The organism is Streptomyces sp. NBC_01275 (genome assembly GCF_026340655.1).
Taxonomy (GTDB): Bacteria; Actinomycetota; Actinomycetes; order Streptomycetales; family Streptomycetaceae; genus Streptomyces.
This window is the reverse complement of sequence record NZ_JAPEOZ010000001.1, coordinates 10,122,250-10,140,874: the sequence shown is the minus strand read 5'-3', so window position 1 is coordinate 10,140,874 and position 18,625 is coordinate 10,122,250. Positions and strand designations below refer to the sequence as shown.

At 69.3% G+C, this 18,625-nt stretch carries 17 protein-coding genes and 4 pseudogenes; 10 read left to right on the top strand and 11 right to left on the bottom strand.

Annotated features, from left to right (window positions below):
* Positions 1 to 8: 8 nt before the first annotated feature.
* Positions 9 to 938 carry a DUF3500 domain-containing protein gene (locus OG562_RS44580; RefSeq protein WP_266408494.1) on the bottom strand — a complete coding sequence of 310 codons (930 nt, stop codon included), beginning with the start codon at positions 936 to 938 and terminating at the stop codon, positions 9 to 11.
* Here OG562_RS44580 and OG562_RS44575 point away from each other — a divergent pair.
* From OG562_RS44575 to OG562_RS44565, 3 genes are all read left to right on the top strand, one after another.
* Positions 907 to 1,146, top strand: a complete 240-nt coding sequence (locus tag OG562_RS44575) for a hypothetical protein (protein WP_266408492.1) — start codon at positions 907 to 909, stop codon at positions 1,144 to 1,146. The two genes, OG562_RS44580 and OG562_RS44575, sit on opposite strands and share 32 nt — an antisense overlap.
* A 508-nt stretch (positions 1,147 to 1,654) precedes the next feature.
* Positions 1,655 to 2,386, top strand: a complete 732-nt coding sequence (locus OG562_RS44570) for a response regulator transcription factor (protein ID WP_266408491.1) — start codon at positions 1,655 to 1,657, stop codon at positions 2,384 to 2,386.
* A gap of 106 nt (positions 2,387 to 2,492) precedes the next feature.
* The gene (locus OG562_RS44565) at positions 2,493 to 2,765 is read left to right on the top strand and encodes a hypothetical protein (protein WP_266408489.1); all 273 of its coding nucleotides are present in this window, start codon (positions 2,493 to 2,495) and stop codon (positions 2,763 to 2,765) included.
* Here the strand turns inward: OG562_RS44565 and OG562_RS44560 are convergent.
* A complete protein-coding gene (locus OG562_RS44560) occupies positions 2,756 to 3,886 on the bottom strand; it encodes an NAD(P)/FAD-dependent oxidoreductase (RefSeq protein WP_266408487.1) in 1,131 nt (376 codons plus the stop codon). The two genes, OG562_RS44565 and OG562_RS44560, sit on opposite strands and share 10 nt — an antisense overlap.
* On the opposite strand from OG562_RS44560, the gene OG562_RS44555 reads away from it, so the two are divergent.
* Positions 3,871 to 4,242, top strand: coding sequence for a hypothetical protein (locus OG562_RS44555; protein WP_266408485.1), 372 nt, complete (start codon positions 3,871 to 3,873; stop codon positions 4,240 to 4,242). The genes OG562_RS44560 and OG562_RS44555 overlap by 16 nt on opposite strands.
* Before the next feature lie 155 nt (positions 4,243 to 4,397).
* On the opposite strand, the pseudogene OG562_RS44550 reads toward OG562_RS44555, so the two are convergent.
* The 3 genes and pseudogenes from OG562_RS44550 to OG562_RS44540 form a co-directional block, all read right to left on the bottom strand.
* Positions 4,398 to 4,885, bottom strand: a pseudogene (locus OG562_RS44550) (transposase).
* The gene (locus tag OG562_RS46160) at positions 4,773 to 5,078 is read right to left on the bottom strand and encodes a helix-turn-helix domain-containing protein (protein ID WP_323187631.1); all 306 of its coding nucleotides are present in this window, start codon (positions 5,076 to 5,078) and stop codon (positions 4,773 to 4,775) included. The pseudogene OG562_RS44550 and the gene OG562_RS46160 overlap by 113 nt, the downstream one beginning before the upstream one ends.
* A gap of 217 nt (positions 5,079 to 5,295) precedes the next feature.
* Positions 5,296 to 5,943, bottom strand: a complete 648-nt coding sequence (locus OG562_RS44540) for a hypothetical protein (RefSeq protein WP_266408480.1) — start codon at positions 5,941 to 5,943, stop codon at positions 5,296 to 5,298.
* A 470-nt stretch (positions 5,944 to 6,413) separates the two neighbouring features.
* On the opposite strand from OG562_RS44540, the pseudogene OG562_RS44535 reads away from it, so the two are divergent.
* A pseudogene (locus tag OG562_RS44535) lies at positions 6,414 to 7,005 on the top strand (IS5 family transposase); the annotation flags it as partial.
* A gap of 344 nt (positions 7,006 to 7,349) precedes the next feature.
* Here OG562_RS44535 and OG562_RS44530 read toward each other — a convergent pair.
* A complete protein-coding gene (locus tag OG562_RS44530) occupies positions 7,350 to 8,072 on the bottom strand; it encodes a dienelactone hydrolase family protein (RefSeq protein WP_266408477.1) in 723 nt (240 codons plus the stop codon).
* A gap of 139 nt (positions 8,073 to 8,211) precedes the next feature.
* On the bottom strand, positions 8,212 to 8,733 hold the full coding sequence (locus OG562_RS44525; protein ID WP_266408476.1) for a LysR substrate-binding domain-containing protein: 522 nt from the start codon (positions 8,731 to 8,733) through the stop codon (positions 8,212 to 8,214).
* A 560-nt stretch (positions 8,734 to 9,293) separates the two neighbouring features.
* On the opposite strand from OG562_RS44525, the gene OG562_RS44520 reads away from it, so the two are divergent.
* Complete coding sequence (locus tag OG562_RS44520; RefSeq protein ID WP_266408473.1) at positions 9,294 to 10,553, top strand: MFS transporter; 1,260 nt, start codon at positions 9,294 to 9,296, stop codon at positions 10,551 to 10,553.
* Positions 10,554 to 10,680: 127 nt separating this feature from the next.
* Positions 10,681 to 10,889: pseudogene (locus OG562_RS44515) on the top strand (IS5/IS1182 family transposase); the annotation flags it as partial.
* Here OG562_RS44515 and OG562_RS44510 read toward each other — a convergent pair.
* Positions 10,885 to 11,047: pseudogene (locus OG562_RS44510) on the bottom strand (ArsR family transcriptional regulator); the annotation flags it as partial. The pseudogenes OG562_RS44515 and OG562_RS44510 overlap by 5 nt on opposite strands.
* 120 nt (positions 11,048 to 11,167) lie before the next feature.
* On the opposite strand from OG562_RS44510, the gene OG562_RS44505 reads away from it, so the two are divergent.
* The 3 genes from OG562_RS44505 (at position 11,168) to OG562_RS44495 (ending at position 14,809) form a co-directional block, all read left to right on the top strand.
* Positions 11,168 to 11,941 carry an SDR family oxidoreductase gene (locus OG562_RS44505; protein WP_266408455.1) on the top strand — a complete coding sequence of 258 codons (774 nt, stop codon included), beginning with the start codon at positions 11,168 to 11,170 and terminating at the stop codon, positions 11,939 to 11,941.
* A 557-nt stretch (positions 11,942 to 12,498) separates the two neighbouring features.
* A complete protein-coding gene (locus OG562_RS44500; protein WP_266408452.1) occupies positions 12,499 to 13,092 on the top strand; it encodes an HAD family hydrolase in 594 nt (197 codons plus the stop codon).
* An 871-nt stretch (positions 13,093 to 13,963) separates the two neighbouring features.
* Entirely contained in the window at positions 13,964 to 14,809 is an 846-nt protein-coding gene (locus OG562_RS44495) for a hypothetical protein (RefSeq protein WP_266408451.1), read from the top strand.
* 267 nt (positions 14,810 to 15,076) lie between these two features.
* Here OG562_RS44495 and OG562_RS44490 read toward each other — a convergent pair whose 3' ends face one another.
* The 3 genes from OG562_RS44490 to OG562_RS44480 form a co-directional block, all read right to left on the bottom strand.
* On the bottom strand, positions 15,077 to 16,516 hold the full coding sequence (locus OG562_RS44490; protein ID WP_266408448.1) for a gamma-aminobutyraldehyde dehydrogenase: 1,440 nt from the start codon (positions 16,514 to 16,516) through the stop codon (positions 15,077 to 15,079).
* A 16-nt stretch (positions 16,517 to 16,532) separates the two neighbouring features.
* Positions 16,533 to 16,934 (bottom strand): nuclear transport factor 2 family protein, encoded by a 402-nt coding sequence (locus OG562_RS44485; RefSeq protein ID WP_266408447.1) that lies wholly within the window; start codon positions 16,932 to 16,934, stop codon positions 16,533 to 16,535.
* 75 nt (positions 16,935 to 17,009) lie between these two features.
* Positions 17,010 to 18,545: a cytosine permease gene (locus OG562_RS44480; RefSeq protein ID WP_266408446.1), complete on the bottom strand. Its 1,536-nt coding sequence runs from the start codon at positions 18,543 to 18,545 to the stop codon at positions 17,010 to 17,012.
* Positions 18,546 to 18,625 lie beyond the last annotated feature (80 nt).

Genomic DNA, 18,625 nt, shown 5'->3' with positions numbered 1-18,625 from the left:
CCGGTTCATCAGAACGAGAACTCTCCACCGTAGTCGCGGGTGTGGTCGCGATACACGGAGTGGTAGTGAATCTGGTCCGTGTAGATCACACCGTCCTGGCAGACGAACTCGATCCAGACACTCGGCCCGTCGATGCGCACGTAGTCGCCCTGGGTGTCCAGATCGGTTCCGCCGGAGTACGAGAGGTAGGTCTCGTCGAGTTCCGACTCGTACGTGCTCAACAGCGAAGCGGCAGTCGTGTCGTCGACGCCGTCGACCCAGGGTTCGATGGCGTCGAGCACCAGCTGCTGCTGGGCGTCCGTCAGATCGCCGACCGCTACGCCCTCCTTGGTCGTCGGGAACTCGCCGTCCTCGTCCGGGCCGAGCAGCACGTCGCTGAATGATTCGGAGAGCTTCGCCGTGGTGAGCTCGTCCGCGCTCAGGCTGCCGAGCACGGCGAGCATCCCGTCACGCATTCCGTCCATGGGCGCGTACGAGGTGCCGTCGTCCGCGGTCCAGCTGGACGGCTCCACCCCGATGAAGAACGGGCTGGTGCCGGTGACCTCCCCATCCGCGTAGGTGAGGTTGACCGCGAGGTGGTGACCGCCGAAGTGCAGCTGCCACGTACCGTCCGTGCTCGGAGCGCCCAGGAACGCCAGGTAGTAGTTGCCGCTGCCGTAGCCGCTGGCGGTTTCGCCGAGGACGTCGTCGGCCAGCAGGATCTGGCTGATCTGGTCGTACCCGGCGCCGCTGCTGGTGCCCGCTGCCGCCTTCAGCACCGCCTTGGCGGCGGTGAGTTGGTCGTCGGTGAGCGAGCTCAGCTCGATGCCGACCCGACAGGTCGAACCGCACGGAAGGTTCGACCAAGCCGTGGCGTTCGCCTCGGTGAGGTCGAGAAGCACCTCCGACTGTTGATCGGAGTCCAGGGTGTCCACGAACGCGTCGGCGGCTTCGGTCACGGCCGAGACGGTCGTGGTCGACGCCGCTGTGGTCGCGGTCGCCGACTCCGCCGGCTCCCGGGATGTGGGGGCCGACTGCTGGGACGACGAGGGCTGGTCCTGGACGGACGCGGCGTTCGCGGTGGCGTACAACGTGCCCAGGAGCACGGTCGTCGCCGCGGCACAGGCCACGATGGTCTTCCTGCGCTTGCCCTGCAACCTGCGATGAACGTTTTTGGCCTGCACTTATATATTCCCCTCAAGGGTGGCGCGCGGCGGACTTCCGAGGAATGTTCCCGTTTTTGATTCCAGGACGAATACCTGAGAAAGCGGCGGCCTTTTAGGTGCCTGAAAAAGGTTTCCCGGAAAGCCCTGCGACATCGGCTTTGACGGCCACATTCGATCGCCGAACACTATGACGTACACCTAAGAAAACTTTGATTTTCTCATGAGTTCTTGTCAACTCTGTTGAGTTGACAGCACATTGGCGTGAGACACAGACGCTCGGACTGAGGGGAGAAAGTCCAGTTAAGTAGATTATCGGCCGAGAGAAAATCCGCCCATCTGGAGCCTTGCATACTTTTGCGACCCTAGGGGTAGAGCTGTCCGATTCGATCTTTCAGGTTCCCCGAAAACGAAACTGGTCCGATCGCGGGATTCCGTGGAGAGTGAGCGCGCTTCGGGCCGAGACCCGGCGTGCAAAGTATGTGGACAGCATCGAAAGGAATATTGGAGCCATGCCACACCAACCCGCAGCACATGACGGTGCCGTCCGTGTACTGATCGTCGATGACGAACCGGAACTCAGGGAGCTGCTGTCCGTGGCCGTCGCCGCGGCGGGATGGCACCCCTTCCTCGCCCCGGACGGGCACAGCGCCGTACAGCTCTCGCGAGCGTGCCGTCCGCACGTCGTCGTCCTGGACTGGATGTTGCCCGACCTCAACGGCTTACGAGTACTGCGCCGGCTGCGGCACGACCATGCGGGGCTGCCCATCCTCATGCTCACCGCCCGGGACGCGCTCGACCACCGACTGGACGGCCTGTCGGCGGGCGCGGACGACTACGTGACCAAGCCTTTCTCGCTGGAGGAGGTGATGTTGCGACTGCGCGGGCTGCTGCGCCGTTGCGGCCTCGGTACCGAGGAGTCCTCCGAGGACGGATCCGTTCGAGCGCTGGGCGACCTGGTTCTGTCGGAGCAGGGCCGCAAGGCGCACCGTGGCGGAGTGTCGCTCAGGCTCACGGCGAAGGAGTTCGACCTCCTGTGGTTCCTGATGGGCCATCCCCGACAGGTGTTCAGCAAGGCTCACCTCCTTGACCACGTCTGGAACAGTTCGTTCGACGGGGAGGGAAACCTGGTCGAGGTCTACGTCCACAGTCTCCGGTCGAAGATCGACAAGGGCCGGACTCCGATGATCCACACCGTGCGAGGGGCCGGATACGTGCTCCGGGCCGCGCACGAGGGTCCATGACGAGCAACCGGGACCGGGAGGCGGAGAGTCCCCGCACGCGGCGCAGGTCTCTGCGGGCACGACTGGTGGACTTCATGTCCGTGTCCTGGCCGCCGTATGCACCGCCATGGCACTCGCCACCGTCCTGGACCAGCGCATCCATCTGCTCTCGGACGATGAGGAGCGTGTCACGGACATCGCGGGGCGCAGTCAGGCCGGGCTGGAACACCGGCCGGGCGGTGCACGGGAGTCGGGCTTCCTGAGCGAGCGCGGGTACCCGTCCGACACCGTGGCCGCACGCTTCACCGACGCAAAGGTCACCGTCGCAGAGATGGTGACCGCCGACGGCGGCCGCAAGGCCCTCACCCCCGCGCACCCTCACGGGTGTCTCTACCGGTAGTTGAGCTCGGCGAGTTCGGTGGCGAGCTTCCTGGGCAGGCCGGTGTGGCCGAGCAGGGGAAGGACGATGTTGCGGGTGCCGCGGGCGACGGTGTTGCGGGTGGTGGCGATGCGGGTCATCCGGTCGGTGAAGGCGACCACCCGCTGGGCGACGGGGCGGCGCCGGGCCTCGTAGCCGTCGAGCCGGCCGGTGGCGAACGCCTGGCCCAGGGCGTGGCCGTCCTGGATACCGGTGTTCATCCCCTGGCCGCCGGCGGGGCTGTGCACGTGGGCGGCGTCGCCGGCCAGCAGCACACGGCCGACCCGGTAGTGGTCGGCGACCCGGTGGTGCACCCGGAACCGTGACGACCATGCCAGACCGGTGACCTCGGCCTGGCCGGGGGCGCGTTCGTCGAGCAGCCGCTGGACGAAGGCGAGGTCCGGGGTGGGCGGAGCGTCGTCCACGGTGGCGACGACGCGGTAGTGGCCGCCGGGGAGCGGGGCGACGACGGTGAGACCGGCGGTGCCGAAGGTGAGCGACACCTCGCTGGGGCCCGGAGCCCAGTCCATCACGACGTCGGCGAGCACGAAGGATTCGCTGTAGGCGCTGCCGGCGAACCCGATGCCCGACGCTTCGCGCACGGTGCTGTGCATGCCGTCGGTGCCGACTGCGTACCCGGCGCGCAGGGTCTGCCCGGTGCTCGTGGTGAGCGTGACGCCGTCCTCGTCCTGGACGACCGAAATGACCTCGTGCGGGCGGTGCACATCGCCGCCGAGCGCCCGCAGCCGGGCCAGCAGCACGCTCTCGGTCTCGTACTGGGGAACCATCAGCGTGTAGGGGTGGGCCGTGGGCAGCTGGCCGAACGGAACGGTCAGCAGCCGGCGGGAGCCGTCACGAACGGCGAACCGGGTGACCTGGATGCCGCGCGCGATCAGCTCCTCGGAGGCTCCCAGCTCGTCCAGGACCTCCAGGGTGCGGGCGTGCACGACGGCGGCACGCGAGGTGTTCGCGCCCTCCGCCAGCTTGTCCAGGACGACGAAGTCGATGCCGGAGGCGGCGAGTGTGACGGCGAGCGCGAGGCCGGCGGGGCCGGCGCCGACGATGGCGACCTCGGTGCGGGCGGGGAGTGCGGCGGCGTTCATGGCGGGGGCGGCACTTCCTCGAGCGCTGGGAGGGCGACCCGGCCGACGACGCGCTGCTGGTCCTGCTGCGCTCGACGGTGACCAATGAACATGCGGCGACCCGGATGCACGAGGTCTTCGCGACCCAGATCGCCCCGGCACTGCCCGCGGCCCTGGGCCCCGAGCTCGCCGCACGCCGGGCCGGCCTGGTCTCCTCCCAGCTCCTCGGTCTCGGGCTGACCCGCTACCTGCTGCGCCTTCCTGCGGTGACCGCCCTCACACGGGACGAGATCGAAGACGGCCTCGCTCCGGCCATCGAGGCCACTCTTGAGCCGAGCCAGGTGCCGCTCGGAGAGGTTGCCGACGCGGCTGGCTGAGGCGTGGCCGCCCGTGAATCCCGCCCCCTTCACCGCTGCGCAGGTGACTGTCATGCCCGACAGCGGGGCGGCGGCGCTGTACCGGGCTCGTAGTTCGACGGCGTGGGGCCCACCGCCCCCAGATCGTTCTCTTCCGCCCAGCCGACTTCGGCTCGTCAGGGTGAGGTGGGGTCACCGAGGGTGAGGCCGGTGTCGGCTATGAAGCCGTCGAGGGTTTCGGGCCGGTACTGCAGGCGTTCGAGCCGGTTGAGGACGAGGACCTCCAAGCGGTCCAGGGCCACGACAGCGAGGTCGGCCAGGCTGCGCTTGACGTGTGCGCCCACACGCCGTCGCCCGGGTTCAGATCGGGCGAGTAGGCGGGCAACAGGAACACCGTCAGCCACTCCCGCGCGTCGATCAGGTCTCGCATCGTGCGGGAGACATGGGTGTTGAGCCGGTCCCAGACCAACACGATCGGCGCCTTGATGAGCTGGTGGGTGCCGTCGAGCAGGGCGATGAAGTCGCGTTCGCTCATGCTTCGGCGCTGGCCCTTACCCGCGGGGTGGGCGATCAGCCGATGGCACAGCCGGGTCCGTAAGCCAGGTCGCATCGCGATCAGCCCGGCCACCGACAGCCGTCCCGAGCACCGTCCACTCACCGTCACGACCGGGGTGTGTCCGCGCCGCCCCAGGTGCGGCCTCGGGGCGGTCGGCGGGTGAAGCCTGCTTCGTCCTCGAAGGAGATGTAGCTGCCTCGATCCGGCCGTTCCGCCACAGTCGGTGCCACCGGTAGGCCGACTTCCGGCTCACCCGGTGGCGCTTGGCGACCTCCAGCGGCTTGATCTTCTGCTCGCACAACTCAGCCGTCTGCCGCCGTACGGCTTCCCGCAGCGGTCAACCCGCCCCCATCCGCGTATCTCACACAGCACGAGATACAGCCCGCACCGCGGGACCATCAGGCACATCAGGCACATCAGGCACATCGACAAAGATCACCCTGACGAGCCGAAGTCAGCAAGGAACAAGCCGATCTCACCGCGAACACGGAGTACGTGCCGTACGTCAAGCAGTGATGTCAGGGGTTCGGGTGCGCGTCCTGACCGGTGATGTTGGTTGTTCCCTGGCTGTGGAAGGTGTTGTTCGTAGCGCTGTTGTACGTCGGCAGAATGCCGCTGAGGTTGAGGTCGATGGGCAGGAGCGAGCCGTTCCCGGTGCCGTCGTTCCCTCCGCAGTCACCGCCGGAGATGGGGGTCGGGTCACTCGCCCTGGCGCTGAGACCGGCTCCGGCCTGCTCGACGATGATGGCGGTGTTGGTGACGGTGCAGGGGGCGTCTTCGGCCACGTCGACGACGATCTCCACCGTGTAGACGGCCCCTGCGGGCAGCGGATCGGTGCTACAGGTGACCACTGTGTTCGTGGCGTCCCTGGCACAGGCGAGCCCGGCCCCGTTGCCGTCGAAAGTGGCGATCGTGAGGCCCTGGGGCAGGGCGTCGGTCATCACCGTCTCGGCGAAGGTCGTCGTGTCACCGGTGTTTCTGACCGTGATCAGGTAGGTCCCCTGCCCGCCCCGGGCGAAGTCCCCCGTGTGGGTCTTCGAAATGGTCAGTTCTGCCTGGGCGTACGCGGGCGTGGCCCCGATGGCGAGAGGCAGGGCGACGCCCAGTGCCAGAACGGTGGCGGCGGCGGACACGCGCCGTTTCAGGGTGTGTGTGGACAAGGTCAAGGTCGGGTCTCTCCTGTCTTACGACGGTCGTCCGTGCCGGGGCGCCGACTACACGGATGCGACGCACACCGGACACCTGCACTGACAACAACGGACGCTCGAAGGAGTGACTCAAGGGGGGCGCGGCGATTTCACCCGATCGCCTCGCAGACCGCGAGGAACTCGGGTGTGAAGCAGGCCAGAGCGGCGCGCTGGGCACCTGAGTCCACGGGCCGAAACTCGCGATACCGGCCTGGCCCGCGAGACCAATCCATCGCGCTGGAAGAGGGAAGCTCTGGAGCCGATCACCCCGGTCTGGCCGTGAGATACGGCCCTCAGCGGGGCCCGACCATACGGACGGGACACAGCACGGAACACCCGTCAAGTGCGTTCGCTACGTCGCTCGATCTGCCTTGCAGGATACGACAGTTACTGGCTTCGGCCCGTCAGGGTGATCTTTGTCGATGTGCCTGATGGGCCCGGAGTGCGGGCTGATCTGATCGAGGGCTGGAGTCTGGGCCGGCTCCACGAGGCGATCCTGCACCGGCTCGACGATGCGGGCCTCGATCTCTCCCGGGCGGTCCTCGACGCCGCCCACGTCCACGCTAAAAGAGGGGCGAACTCACAGGTCCGGTCCCCGTGGTTGGGGGCAAGCCAGGATCCAGGATGCATGTCCCGTCGGATGCGAACGGACTGCCCCTCGTTGTCGGAGTCTCGGCCTCCAACAGCCACGACAGCCAGGCATTGAAGCCCATGGTGCTCGGTCACCAATCAAGACGCGACCCCCACCGTAGGCGTCACCTCAAGCCCCAGCGTCTGTATGCCGACAAGGCATACGACATACCCGAGCTGCGAAGGTGGCTACGAGGCAAGCGCATCGGCGTCCGTATCGCCCGCAAGGCAATCGAGTCCTCCGCGCGACTCGGGCGACGCAGGTGGGTGACAGAGCGAACCATGTCCTGGTTCACCGGATACCGCCGACTCAACCACCGCTAAGAGCGCCACCCCCGCAACTATCCGGCCGTTCTCGGTCTCGCCACCGCCCTCTGCTGCTACGAACGGCTTCTCCGCCTCGCCACATAGGGCATGGTCTCGAGACCAAGGACGACTTCTTCGTCGCCGCGTACCGGGCCGCCACCGAGGCCCTGTTCACCGGCCCGGCCCGGGCGCTGGTGGTCGAGTCGGTCGACTGCCCGGCGATCCGCAGGGTACGGGTCGAGTGCCTCACGGCATGGTCCCAGCCGATGGCGGCGCTGGTGGCCGAGCGCCGCCCCGACCGGCCGGTACCGCCGATGGCCGGTACCGCCGCGATCGGGGCGGTTGTGCATCTGCCGGCCACCGCCATCGAGGAGGGCCGGTACCTGTCCTCGATGACGGCATCCTGGCCGACACCGCCTACCGTCTGCTCCCCGCCGGACGGCCCGGCCTCACTTCAGGTGTCGGTCCAAGAACCGGCACCCGTCCTCCAGTTCGAACCACGGGGTGCCGGTGTGCCCGCCCAGATTGGCGTGCAGCGTCTTCTCCTTGCTGCCGAAAGCGTCGAACAGGTCCAGGGCCCGTTGCCGGGGGTTCCCCTCGTCGTCCCACTGCAGCAAGTACAGCAGCGGAATGGTGACCTGCCGGGCCTCCTCGCGCTGGGCGCGGGGCACGTACCCCCCGGCGAAGAAGCCTGCGACCGCGATGCGCGGCTCGACCACCGCCAGCCGAATGCCGAGGGCGGTCCACCCCCCTGAGTACCCGACCGGGCCGCCGATCTCGGGCAGCTCAAGGAGGACGTCCAGAGTGGTCTGCCATTCCGGGACCGCGTTTTCGACCAGCGGGCCGATGAAGGACTCGAAGATCTCGTCGACCGGCTCGCCGGCCTGCATCGCCCGCCGGAGGTCGGCACGGGCCTGCTCGTCGGCGGCGGAACGGGGACGGTCACCGCACCCGGCGGCGTCGATGGTGGCCACCGCGTAGCCGCGCGCCGCGGTGTACCGGGCCCGGGCCACCAGCCGGGGTTCCGCCTTGGGCAGGCCGTTGTTGTGGGCCATCAGGACCAGCGGAGCCGGTGCGGATCCGGGCGTCCACAGGGTGCCGGGGATCTCGCCGAGGGTGAATTCGCGCTCGAGGACGCCGTCGTCGAGGCGCTGTTCGGAAGTGAACTGCATGGTCGTGCCTTTCGGGAGTGCTCGTGAACGGCGCTCCCGGACGACCTATCGCCCGACCGTGACCCCGGAGGGGAGCACCCATGTCGATACTGCGTTCACGGGTACCACCTCCTCGTTCTCTCGCACGGCTTCCGGGAGACTAGCAACGGTCGCCGTGGTCCGCCAACGGGTTTTGCGGAGGCTCCGTGGCCGGATGCCGCCTCACACATAGGACACGGTCATCACTGGAAACAGGTGAGGCACGGACCGCGCCGTGAACACCGGTCAGGCTGGTGCTCCCGAAGGCGATACGCCAGGCGTGTCCGCTGTCCTTGAGGGTGCCGAGCACCGGCATGCGCCAGCGGCACAGCTGCGAGAACAGCGCGAGCGGCAGCGGGTCCAGACCGAGATCCGCCTCGGGCCGGGCAGCCCACACCAGTGGCAGCCGTACGGTCCAGTGTGTCGGTTCGGGGAGATGAGACGGCTCGCACGGCGCCAAGTGGATGCGGTTGCCCGTGAAGGCCCTTCTCATCGCCGGTCCGGGCGCGCTGACCAGCTCCAGCGTCGCTTGCGAGTGCATGCGGGCGAAGTCGGCCAGGGCCTGCGCGAGGGGCGCGGCGGTGAGGTCCTCGATCAGGCCTACGCCGCAGTGCCCGACCACGGTCTGGCCGGTCGCGGTCACGGCCTGCGCCGAAAGCGCCAGAATGCGTTCCGCGTACGGCGGGCCTTGTTCCTCGACCGCCCCACATCCCCGAGCTGGCCTCCTGGCTCTCCCCGAACGCCGACGACCTGGACCCGGACCTGCCCCCTGAGGTGCTCTCCACGGGGCTGCGTTACCTGCTGGCCCGTGCGTGGCGGCGCACTGGAGCGCGCCCGGATCGCCCGGGACCTCGACGCCCCCCCTGCCGCCCTCGGCGCGCGGTTCGCCTACCTGCTCGACGCGACCGCGTGGGAAGGACGCCGCTGGAACAACGACGGCGTCCTGGAGGACGTAGCAGAGCCAGTTGAACGGGCGAGAGCCCACACCGTCCGTCAGCCGGATACCAGTCGGCGAAGTCAGCGGCAGACTTCACCCCACCGAGTGAAGATCACCAACAGCATCGTTTCCATGGTGTGGGCACGCTGATTGAAGGTCGAGACAGGAAGTCAATCACCCTTCCCGGCGACTCGGCGGCGGGAGCGAGACTGCGGCCAGATCTCCGCATCCGCAAGGTGACAACCTCGGCGCTTATCGTATTGAAGGTGAGCGACGCCAGCGGGATCGAGATAGCCACCGATGTGCCACGACAGGTTCCGCTCCGGCGCAACAAGGGCTTCCGGATGCTGTGGATCGGCCAGTTGCTGTCCGATACCGGCACACACATCAGCGGGATCGCCTACCCGCTGCTCATCCTGGCCCTGACCCACTCGGCGGTGCTCGCCGGGGTGGTGGGCACGGTGCGGGCAATCACCCTGCTATGCCTGCAACTACCCGCCGGGGCGCTGTCGGACCGGTTCGACCGGCGGCTGACGATGATCATCTGCGACGCCGTGCGCGCCTCCCTGCTGGCTCTGCTCGGCATCCTGATCGTGCTGGATCTCGCGTCCTGGCCGGTGGTCCTGGCCGTGAGCCTGATAGAGGGGGCCGCCGGTGTCATGTTCGACCCGTCCGCCGCCGCCGCACTGCCGGGAATCGTGCCGGACGGGCAGCTCGAGCAGGCGTGGGCGGCCACCGAAGCCCGGACGTACGGCGCCGGCCTGGCCGGCCCGGCGCTCGGCGGGGTGCTGTTCGGGGTGGGCCGGGCCGTCCCGTTCCTGGCCGACGCCGTCTCCTTCGCGGTCTCGTGCGGCACGGTGAGCCGGATCCGCGGGCGATTCCGCCCGGAGAACACGGCCGGGCGCACAGCGTTGTGGCGTGAGGTGACCGATGGCCTGCAACTCGTCTGGCAGGTGCCAGTTCTGCGCGCGGCGGTGATCCAGACGCCCCTGGTGAACTTCGCCTTCAGCGGCGTGCTCTTCAGCATCACCCTGGCGATGCGACAACACGGCTCCTCCACCACGGTGATCGGCCTGGCGCAGGCAGCCATCGCGGTCGGCGGACTGCTCGGCGCCGTGGTCGCACCCCGGCTGCAAGGGCGTATGCGCCTGGCAACCCTCACCACCACGATCACCCTGGCCGGGGCCCTGCTGTTCGGCGCTGCGTCCTTGCTCATCCCGTCACCGCTGGTGGCGGTGCCGGTCGCCCTGGCGCTGCTGCTCGCGCCGGCCGCGAACGCTGCGCTGGTCGCCGTGGTGCTTCGCAGCGCGCCGGAGGAAATGCGTGGCCGAGTCATCAGCACCGTGGTGATGGCGGCCACCGCGCTCGCGGCACTGGCGCCACTGATCGCCGGCCTGATGGTCCAGCACGTGTCCGGCGCCTGGGCGGTAGGCGCCTTCGCCGCCACGACCGCCGCCGCGGCCGCACTGTGCCTGATCCTGCCAGGTTTTCGGCACGCGGAGTCCCCGGCCGCCGCACCTGGCTGAGTGGCCGAACGAACGGGCCGCCTGGGGTGGTTGCCCAGCTTTCGGGCAGGCACTGAACCCGCGTCCTCGCATTCGCGCCGGGTGACGATGCCAGTGGGGGCTTCCAGCGAGCGGCCCAATCGATTACGAGGCCGGCGTCTGGCAACGGCTGCATGAGGTGCTGCTCGCCCAGCCGAACGCGGCTTCGCGGCTGGGCTGGTCCCGCTGCGTGGTCGACTCCTCCCACGTCCGGGCGCTAAAAGAGGGCATCACACGGACCCTTGGCCGGTCGACCGGGGCCGGACCGGCTCCAGGCATCACTTGATCACCGATGGGCACGGCACCCCGCGGTCCGTCGGGCGGGCGCCTCGGCCACGGTGGTGTCCATGACCTGGACCCCAGGGCGGAGGCCACAAGCCGCCCGTGAACAGCCAGTCGGCGTGAACTCGGCGGAGGTTGTCCTCCGCCAAGAAGCCGTCCAGCATGCGTGACTCACGGAGGACCATGCCCCCGAGCCGGCCACGGAAGCGGTGCCGCCGGAACGCAGGGCCCACACAGTGGTCGAGACCGTACCCACGTACCGTGGGGAAAACCGTCACTTCCTGCGAAGGCTGAGTCTCCGAGCGAGGGCCACCATGGCGCGCATCACCCACCGGACCGTCCTGATCGTCGGCGCCTCGTCGGGCATCGGCGCCGAAGTGGCTCGCCATCTCGCCCACGGCGACAACCGGTTCGTCCTCACAGCACGGCGAGCCCCCGAACTGGCCACCGTGGCAAGGGATGTGCGAGCGGCGGGCAGCGCCTGTCTGGACATCGCCGCCGACGCTCTGGATCCGTCGGCGGCGGCCGGGGTGGTGGCGGCCGCCTCTGCGGAATTCGGGACGATCGACATCGCGCTGCTCAACGCCGGTCAGGGACCGGACATGTCCATGGACCAGGTAGGTGTGGCGGACGTGTCCCGGATCATGGCCCTGAACTACGACGTCGTCGTCAACTACCTCGTCCCGCTGATCGAGCACATGCTCGCCCAGGAGCACGGAGGCCTGATCGCCCACACCAACTCCCTGGCGGGTCTCACGGGCATCCCCCGCCAGGGACCGTACTCGGCGGCGAAGGCGGCCGCGCGCACACTGATCGACGCCGCGCGCGTCGAACTGGCCCCCAGGGGGATCCGGTTCACCTCCATCCACCCGGGATTCGTCGCCACCGACCGAATCAGAGGGGACGGCCTGCCCAAACCGTTCCAGGTCAGCCAGGAACGTGCGGCACGCCATGTCGTACGCGCCCTCGAGAGGGAACCGGCACAGGCATACTTCCCCTGGCCCGCAGCGGCCCTGGTCCGCACACTGCGCACCCTGCCCACGCCAGTGTCCTCCCTGGTTCTCCGGAGACTCGCCTCTCGCCAGTAGCCTCGGTCGAGCCCGGTGTGAGCGTCAAACCGGCCGGGTCGCCGCCGACCAGGGTGCAGGCAGGCCTTGCGGGCCGGGCTTTCGACCTCGGCCACGGTGCGGAAGGACAGCATGTAACTGTGCTGCATGACGTCGGTGGGCACCTCGACGTCATCCAAGTTCTTCGACGAGCTGCCAGGCGGCACCCGACTTCCAGGCGGTCCAGGCGGCACCGGGCGAACGACGCCTGGCACGACGATCGTCGCATCGGTCCGCCCACCGGCCCGGACGCGGAGCGGGCAGAACGACGGAGGCCGGCTCGATCGGCTCACCGGCGGCGGCCCACGGGGTCGCGGTTTCGGCACGGGCCTGCGCGGCGGCGGCTGCCAACCACGGCGGGAGGCCGTCCGGCAGTTCGCATCATGGGCGCCCTTTCACCCGAGTAGTCGCGACTCGAAAGCGTTCACCATGGGGAGGCACTTCACATGTCTGTGATTTTCTTCGATATCGGGGCGACCTTGGCGGATGCCCACGTGGAACCCGACGGCTCCCTGACACTCCAGCCCCGACCGCGTGTCATGGCAGTGCTCGACGCGCTCCGTGAAGTGCGCCAGGGCATCATCTCCAACCCCGGGCAGGGCGACGGTGCCGCCGCACGGGCAGCGACCGCACTGCACGAGGCGTTCTCCGGCCGTTTCATGGACGAGGCGCTTGTGCACTGGGGTGCGAAGGACAGCCGAAGGATCTTCGACCAGGCCGTCGTGAGTACCGGAGGAGCGGCGGCCGACGACTGTGTCTTCGTGGGCGAGGACGCCCAGGAGCGCGCGTTCGCACGGGAGGCGGGACTGCGTACGGCGGCGCACCCGGTGTTCGCTCGAGCCGCGGTCGAGAACCGTCCCCTGCTGTGGGCGCGGATCGAGCTGTCCGACCGCCTGGGCCTACCTGAGTTGACGGCAGCCGCGAGCGAGACCGAGGCGGTTGTCGTGCAGACCGTCTCCGACCGGCTCGCGCTCGCCATGGCAACCGCGCGGGGCGCCGAGGCGCTCGAGCGCGCCGGTTTCACGGTGGAGCTGCGGGGGCCGGTGGATGACACGGCGACTCTCCCGATCCGGGACGACCAGCCGGTCTCGGCACCCGAACCCCGCACCGACGCTCCTCACGAAGCCCCGTAGGCGGCTGGGTCGACGCGGCACTCGACGGCCGCGGTGTCGACCCCCGGCAGCAGGCCGAACGCCGACCGCGTAATCCGTGGCTCCATGAACGTCTCCACCCCTACTCGTTCAGCCGGGAAGGCGCTCTTGGCGTCACCAGCCGACGCTTCCACACCGGCGAACAGATCATGGAAAGCCGGGGGGAATGGTCTCGACGACATGACCTGGCAGGACTTCGAACGATACGTGGCCCCGGCACCCCGCCTCCGGAGTGGCGCCGTGGATCACTCTGCCGCTTGCCGCGCCGGCCTGACCGGACGGATGGGGCCGCCCCTGGCCTCTGTTCGGCCGCCGCTGCCGCAGCGCGATCGCACGGGCGCCGGCCGACGAGAACCCTGAGGCCTACGCCCGATGGCGGGTCGGGCCGTCCTCGACACCCGATGAGCCCACCGACGCATCCCCGTCGACCGCATCCCCGTCGACCGCGCCGGCCATACGGCAGCCGCGGACATGGACCGTCGTGGCTGCGGACATCGACCGTCGTGGCTAGGGCAGTCCCAGCCGCTCGCCGGGACCGGCCGCCGGCACTGTCCCGTCCCAGTTGGCCTGGTCCGAATCTCAGATGATCTGATCCGGTTCGCTCGTCGCCTCAGGTGATCTGGTTCCTGGCCCGGAAGCAGATCACCGGGGAAAGTCGAGGGGCCGTCGGCGTCCGACCCCCGGCCGGGCGTGAACACCTGAAGAAGGCGCCTGGGCGGGTCGCGGCTATGATCCGCATCTTGGAGCGATTGGGGACCTGGTGGGGATATTCCGGCGCGGAGAACGTCGTGAGGGGGCGGACCTGCCGCGCGACGGGGAGTTCGCGTTCCTGTCCGAGGCGGAGGCTGCCCGGTTGCGTACCTTCGTCCGCGAGGCCTTCGCGGAGCGCGGCATCGAGGTGACGGTCGAGCCGGGACGTGTGACCACGGACTCGGGTTGGCGCTTCGGCCTCTCCAATCTCGCGACCGTGTGCCACCAGGACAGCCGCGGCCCTCGGCGCTGGCGGACGCTGGTAGACGAACACGTCGACCGGGTCGTCCGTTCGATGAACGGGCCTCAGGCTCTCAGGGCGCTGCCGCGCGAACGGCTCCTGGCCCAGCTCTACCCCCGCTTCATTCCCGGCGATCCCGCGCTCGTGAAGGCCTTCGGGTACGGTCCCCCATCGGTCCCGGGGCTGCTGGAGGTGTTGGCGCTCGACCTTCCGGAGACCGTCGACATGCTGACCGCGGACTCCCTCTCCGGTCTGGGTGAGATCACGGCCCTTCGGGACCGCGCGTTCCAGAACCTACGGGCCGTCCGCGTCGACAAGCACAAGACGGTCAGGGACAAGGACGGCTCCCACTTCGAGGTGCTGACGGGAGGCTCGTACTTCATCGCGAGCCTCGCCCTGGTCCTCGACGAGGTCGTACGCCGCTACGCCAAGGACGCATCGGCGCCGGACGGAATGCTGGTCACGCTGCCGCACCGGCACCAACTCGCCTTCCACATCATCCGCGACGGGAGCGTGGCCCCTTCGCTGCACACCATGGCCCGGTTCGCCGCCGCGGGCTTCGAGCAGTCGCCGGGCGCGCTGAGCCCCTCGGTGTTCTGGTGGCACAAGGGCAGCTTCACCCAGGTCGCCACGCAGGACAACTCCGGCCTGCACATCAAACTCACCCAGGAGGCCATGGACCTGGCGGCCCGTTTCGCGGGCGGATAGCCAGGCCTGGCTCAACACCCAGCGGCGCAGTCGCTTCGCATCGCCACCGGCGGACCGCATCGATCTGTCGCTGAGAGCACGGCACGCCTCAGCCGACGGGCGTGCTCCCTGCCTACGGGGCAGCGCGTCCGGGGACACCAGCGGGCGCCAAAACGCCACGGCTGACCGGCCTCCTCCCCTCCCGCGGCCCTGGCACCGCCGGACGCCGCTGGGGAATGCGTTCGCCCGCCCGGTGCAGAGCCGGGGCGGGCGACGCGTTCCCGGATGTCAGAGCGACGTCATGACGTGCTTGATCCGGGTGTAGTCCTCGAAGCCGTACGCGGAGAGGTCCTTGCCGTAGCCGGACTTCTTGAACCCGCCGTGCGGCATCTCGGCGACGAGTGCCATGTGGGCGTTGATCCACACACAGCCGAAGTCGAGGTTCTTCGACATCCGCATCGCCCGTGCGTGGTCCTTGGTCCACACCGAGGAGGCCAGCGCGTAGTCGACGCCGTTGGCGTACTGCACGGCCTGGGCCTCGTCCGTGAAGGACTGGACGGTGATGACCGGGCCGAAGACCTCGTTCTGGATGATCTCGTCGTCCTGCTGGAGCCCGGAGACCACGGTCGGGGCGTAGAAGTAGCCCCTCTCGCCGACCCGGTGGCCGCCGGCCTCGATCCTGGCGTGCTCGGGGAGTCGCTCGATGAAGCCGCTGACCTGGGCGAGCTGGCCCGCGTTGTTGAGCGGTCCGTACAGCACGTCCTCGTCGTCCGGCTGCCCGGTCCTGGTGGCGGCCGCGGCCTTGGCGAGGGCGGCGACGAACTCGTCGTGGACCGACTCGTGGACCAGGACGCGGGTCGCGGCCGTGCAGTCCTGGCCGGCGTTGAAGAAACCGCCGACCACCAGGTCCTCGACCGCCTTCGTCAGGTCGGCGTCCTCGAAAACCACAGCCGGGGCCTTGCCGCCGAGCTCCAGATGGACTCGCTTGACGTCCTTGGCCGCGCTCTGGGCGACCTGGATGCCGGCGCGTACCGAACCGGTGATGGAGGCCATCGCAGGGGTCGGGTGCTCCACCATCAGGCGGCCGGTCTCGCGGTCGCCGCAGACCACGTTGAAGATGCCGCGGGGCAGTGCCAGCTCCTCCAGGACACCGCCGACGATCTCGGCGATCAGCACCGTGGAGGCCGGGGTGGTGTCCGAGGGCTTGAGGACCACCGCGTTGCCCGCCGCGAGTGCCGGGGCGAACTTCCATACGGCCATCAGCAGGGGGTAGTTCCACGGCGCGACCTGTGCGCACACACCGACCGGCTCGCGGCGGATGAGGGAGGTCATCCCCTCCATGTACTCGCCGGCCGAGCGGCCCTCCAGCATGCGGGCCGCGCCGGCGAAGAAGCGGACCTGGTCGATGGCGGGGGCGAGTTCCTCGCTACGGGTGAGGTGGAGCGGCTTGCCGGTGTCCCTGCTCTCCGCGGCGACCAGTTCGTCGGCCCGTGCCTCCATCGCGTCGGCGATCTTCAGCAGCGCGCGCTGCCGCACGGACGGCGTGGTGTCGCGCCAGACGGGGAACGCCGCAGCTGCGGCCGACATCGCCGCATCGACGTCCGCCGCCCCCGAGAGCGGGGAGGTCGCGTAGACGTCACCGGTGGCGGGGTCCACCACATCGAGCGTGCGGCCGTCCGAGGCGTCCGCGAACGCACCGTCGATGTAGTTGCGGAAGGTGGTGCTCATGGAACGTCTCTCCTGGTCAGGCGGCGGTGCGGGCGGACAGATGTTCGTGGACGGCCGTCCAGCCGCCGCCGTCGGCGCGGGCGAAGACGATGGTCTCCCGCTCGTGGACCGTCTCCTCGCCGGTGTGGGTGGCGATCCGGGTCTCCACGTCGTGGCTGAAGACGGCCGTGTCGCCGAAGTCCTGGATCAGCTGTGCGGACGAGGTGCAGCCGAGGATGCGGAAGCCGTCCTGCTCCACCCACCGCTGCCAGAGCGCGCGGTACTCGGCCGTGGAGCCCAGCCGCTGCGGGGTGGTGTGGAAGACGAAGGTCGCATCCGGGGCGAAGGCGCCGAAGTAGTCGTCGAGCCGGCCCTCGGCGAAGGCGGCGACGAGCGCGTCCGCGGCGGCCCGGACTTCCTGGACGGTGGTGGTGCTCATGCACAGCTCCTGGTGGTGGGCGTTCGGCGGGCGGAGCCGGAACGCCCGGCGTTCGGTTGCGGCGGGGGCGAGGGCTCAGTGGGCCACGGCGGGCTCGGTGACGGTCTCCCCGGCGCCGCCGGTGATCGGCGACACCGGGGCGTCCGACGCCCTGACGAAGCGGGGTCCGGCCGGTCCGTACACGGCGCGCGGCTCGGGGAACAGGGTGAGCAGGGCCAGGTAGAGCACGACCGCGAGGCCGAGGCCGACCGGGAGCGAGATGTCCGTGCCGCCCGCGAGGTCGCCCAGCGGGCCGACGAACTGGCCGGGGAGGTTGGTGAAGAGGAGCGCCACGACGGCGGAGACGAGCCAGGTGGACATGCCGCGCCAGTTCCAGCCGTGCGTGAACCAGTAGCGGCCGCCGCGCTGGCGGCGGTTGAAGACCTGCAGCGCCTCCGCGTCGTACCAGCCGCGCCGGGTGACATAGCCGAGCGTCATGACGATCATCCAGGGGGCCGTACAGGTGATGATCAGCGTGGCGAACGTGGAGATGGACTGCGCGAGGTTGAGCGCGAAGCGGCCGACGAAGATGAAGGCGATGGACAGGGCGCCGATGAAGAAGGTGGCCTGGACGCGGTTGAAGCGCGTGAAGACGCTGGAGAAGTCGAGCCCCGTGCCGTACAGGGACGTCGTGCCGGTGGAGAGGCCGCCGATCAGGGCGATCAGGCAGAGCGGCAGGAAGTACCAGCCGGGCGAGATCGCGAGCAGTCCGCCCACGTAGTTGGGGGCGGCCGGGTCGACGTACTTCGAGGCCTTGGACGCGATGATCGACGCGGTGCCCAGGCCGAAGAGGAACGGCAGCAGGGTGGCGATCTGGGCGAGGAACGCGGCCCCCATCACCCGGCGGCGCGGGGCCCCGGCCGGGATGTAGCGGGACCAGTCACCGAGGAACGCGCCGAAGGAGACCGGGTTGGACAGCACGATCAGCGCGGCGCCGATGAAGGACGGCCAGAACAGCGGGTCGGAGGTGGAGGCGAAGGTTCCCGTGTAGCCGGGGTCGAAGTCGCCCGCGAAGGCGAACGCGCCGAGCACGAAGAGGGCCGATGCCGCCAGCACCGCGATCTTGTTGACCAGCAGCATGAACCGGAAGCCGTAGATGCAGACGACCAGGACGAGCACGGCGAAGATCGCGTACGCGATGCCGTAGGAGACGTCCGACTCGGGGACGTCGACGAGCCGGTGCGCGCCGCCGACGAGCGCGTCCCCCGAGGACCACACCGAGATCGAGAAGAACGCGACGGCGGTGAGCAGGGAGAGGAACGAGCCGACGACCCGGCCGTGCACGCCCAGGTGCGCGGAGGAGGAGACGGCGTTGTTCGTGCCGTTGGCAGGGCCGAACAGTGCCATCGGGGCCAGCAGCACCGCACCCGCGACGAGGCCGAGGACGGTCGCCGCGAGTCCCTGCCAGAAGGAGAGGCCGAAGAGGATCGGGAAGGCGCCCAGCACACAGGTCGCAAAGGTGTTGGCGCCGCCGAAGGCGAGCCGGAACAGATCGATCGGACGGGCCGTGCGGTCCTCGTCCGGGATCCGCTCGACACCATAGGTCTCGATTTCGGTGATCGAGGTCGTCACGGGGGCTCCACCTTCCGTTCATGCATGGGGGCCGGGCTCACAGTGTGTGGCCCCCGGATGACCAGCGACAATTGTGTCGA

What these genes read in the sequence shown, in the direction of transcription:
- OG562_RS44565 (WP_266408489.1), top strand. Translation starts at nt 2,493, where the DNA reads ATGGCACTCGCCACCGTCCTGGACCAGCGCATCCATCTGCTCTCGGAC.
- OG562_RS44500 (WP_266408452.1), top strand. Translation starts at nt 12,499, where the DNA reads ATGGCAGTGCTCGACGCGCTCCGTGAAGTGCGCCAGGGCATCATCTCC.
- OG562_RS44570 (WP_266408491.1), top strand. Translation starts at nt 1,655, where the DNA reads ATGCCACACCAACCCGCAGCACATGACGGTGCCGTCCGTGTACTGATC.
- OG562_RS44560 (WP_266408487.1), bottom strand. Translation starts at nt 3,886, where the DNA reads ATGAACGCCGCCGCACTCCCCGCCCGCACCGAGGTCGCCATCGTCGGC.
- OG562_RS44505 (WP_266408455.1), top strand. Translation starts at nt 11,168, where the DNA reads ATGGCGCGCATCACCCACCGGACCGTCCTGATCGTCGGCGCCTCGTCG.
- OG562_RS44485 (WP_266408447.1), bottom strand. Translation starts at nt 16,934, where the DNA reads ATGAGCACCACCACCGTCCAGGAAGTCCGGGCCGCCGCGGACGCGCTC.
- OG562_RS44530 (WP_266408477.1), bottom strand. Translation starts at nt 8,072, where the DNA reads ATGCAGTTCACTTCCGAACAGCGCCTCGACGACGGCGTCCTCGAGCGC.
- OG562_RS44490 (WP_266408448.1), bottom strand. Translation starts at nt 16,516, where the DNA reads ATGAGCACCACCTTCCGCAACTACATCGACGGTGCGTTCGCGGACGCC.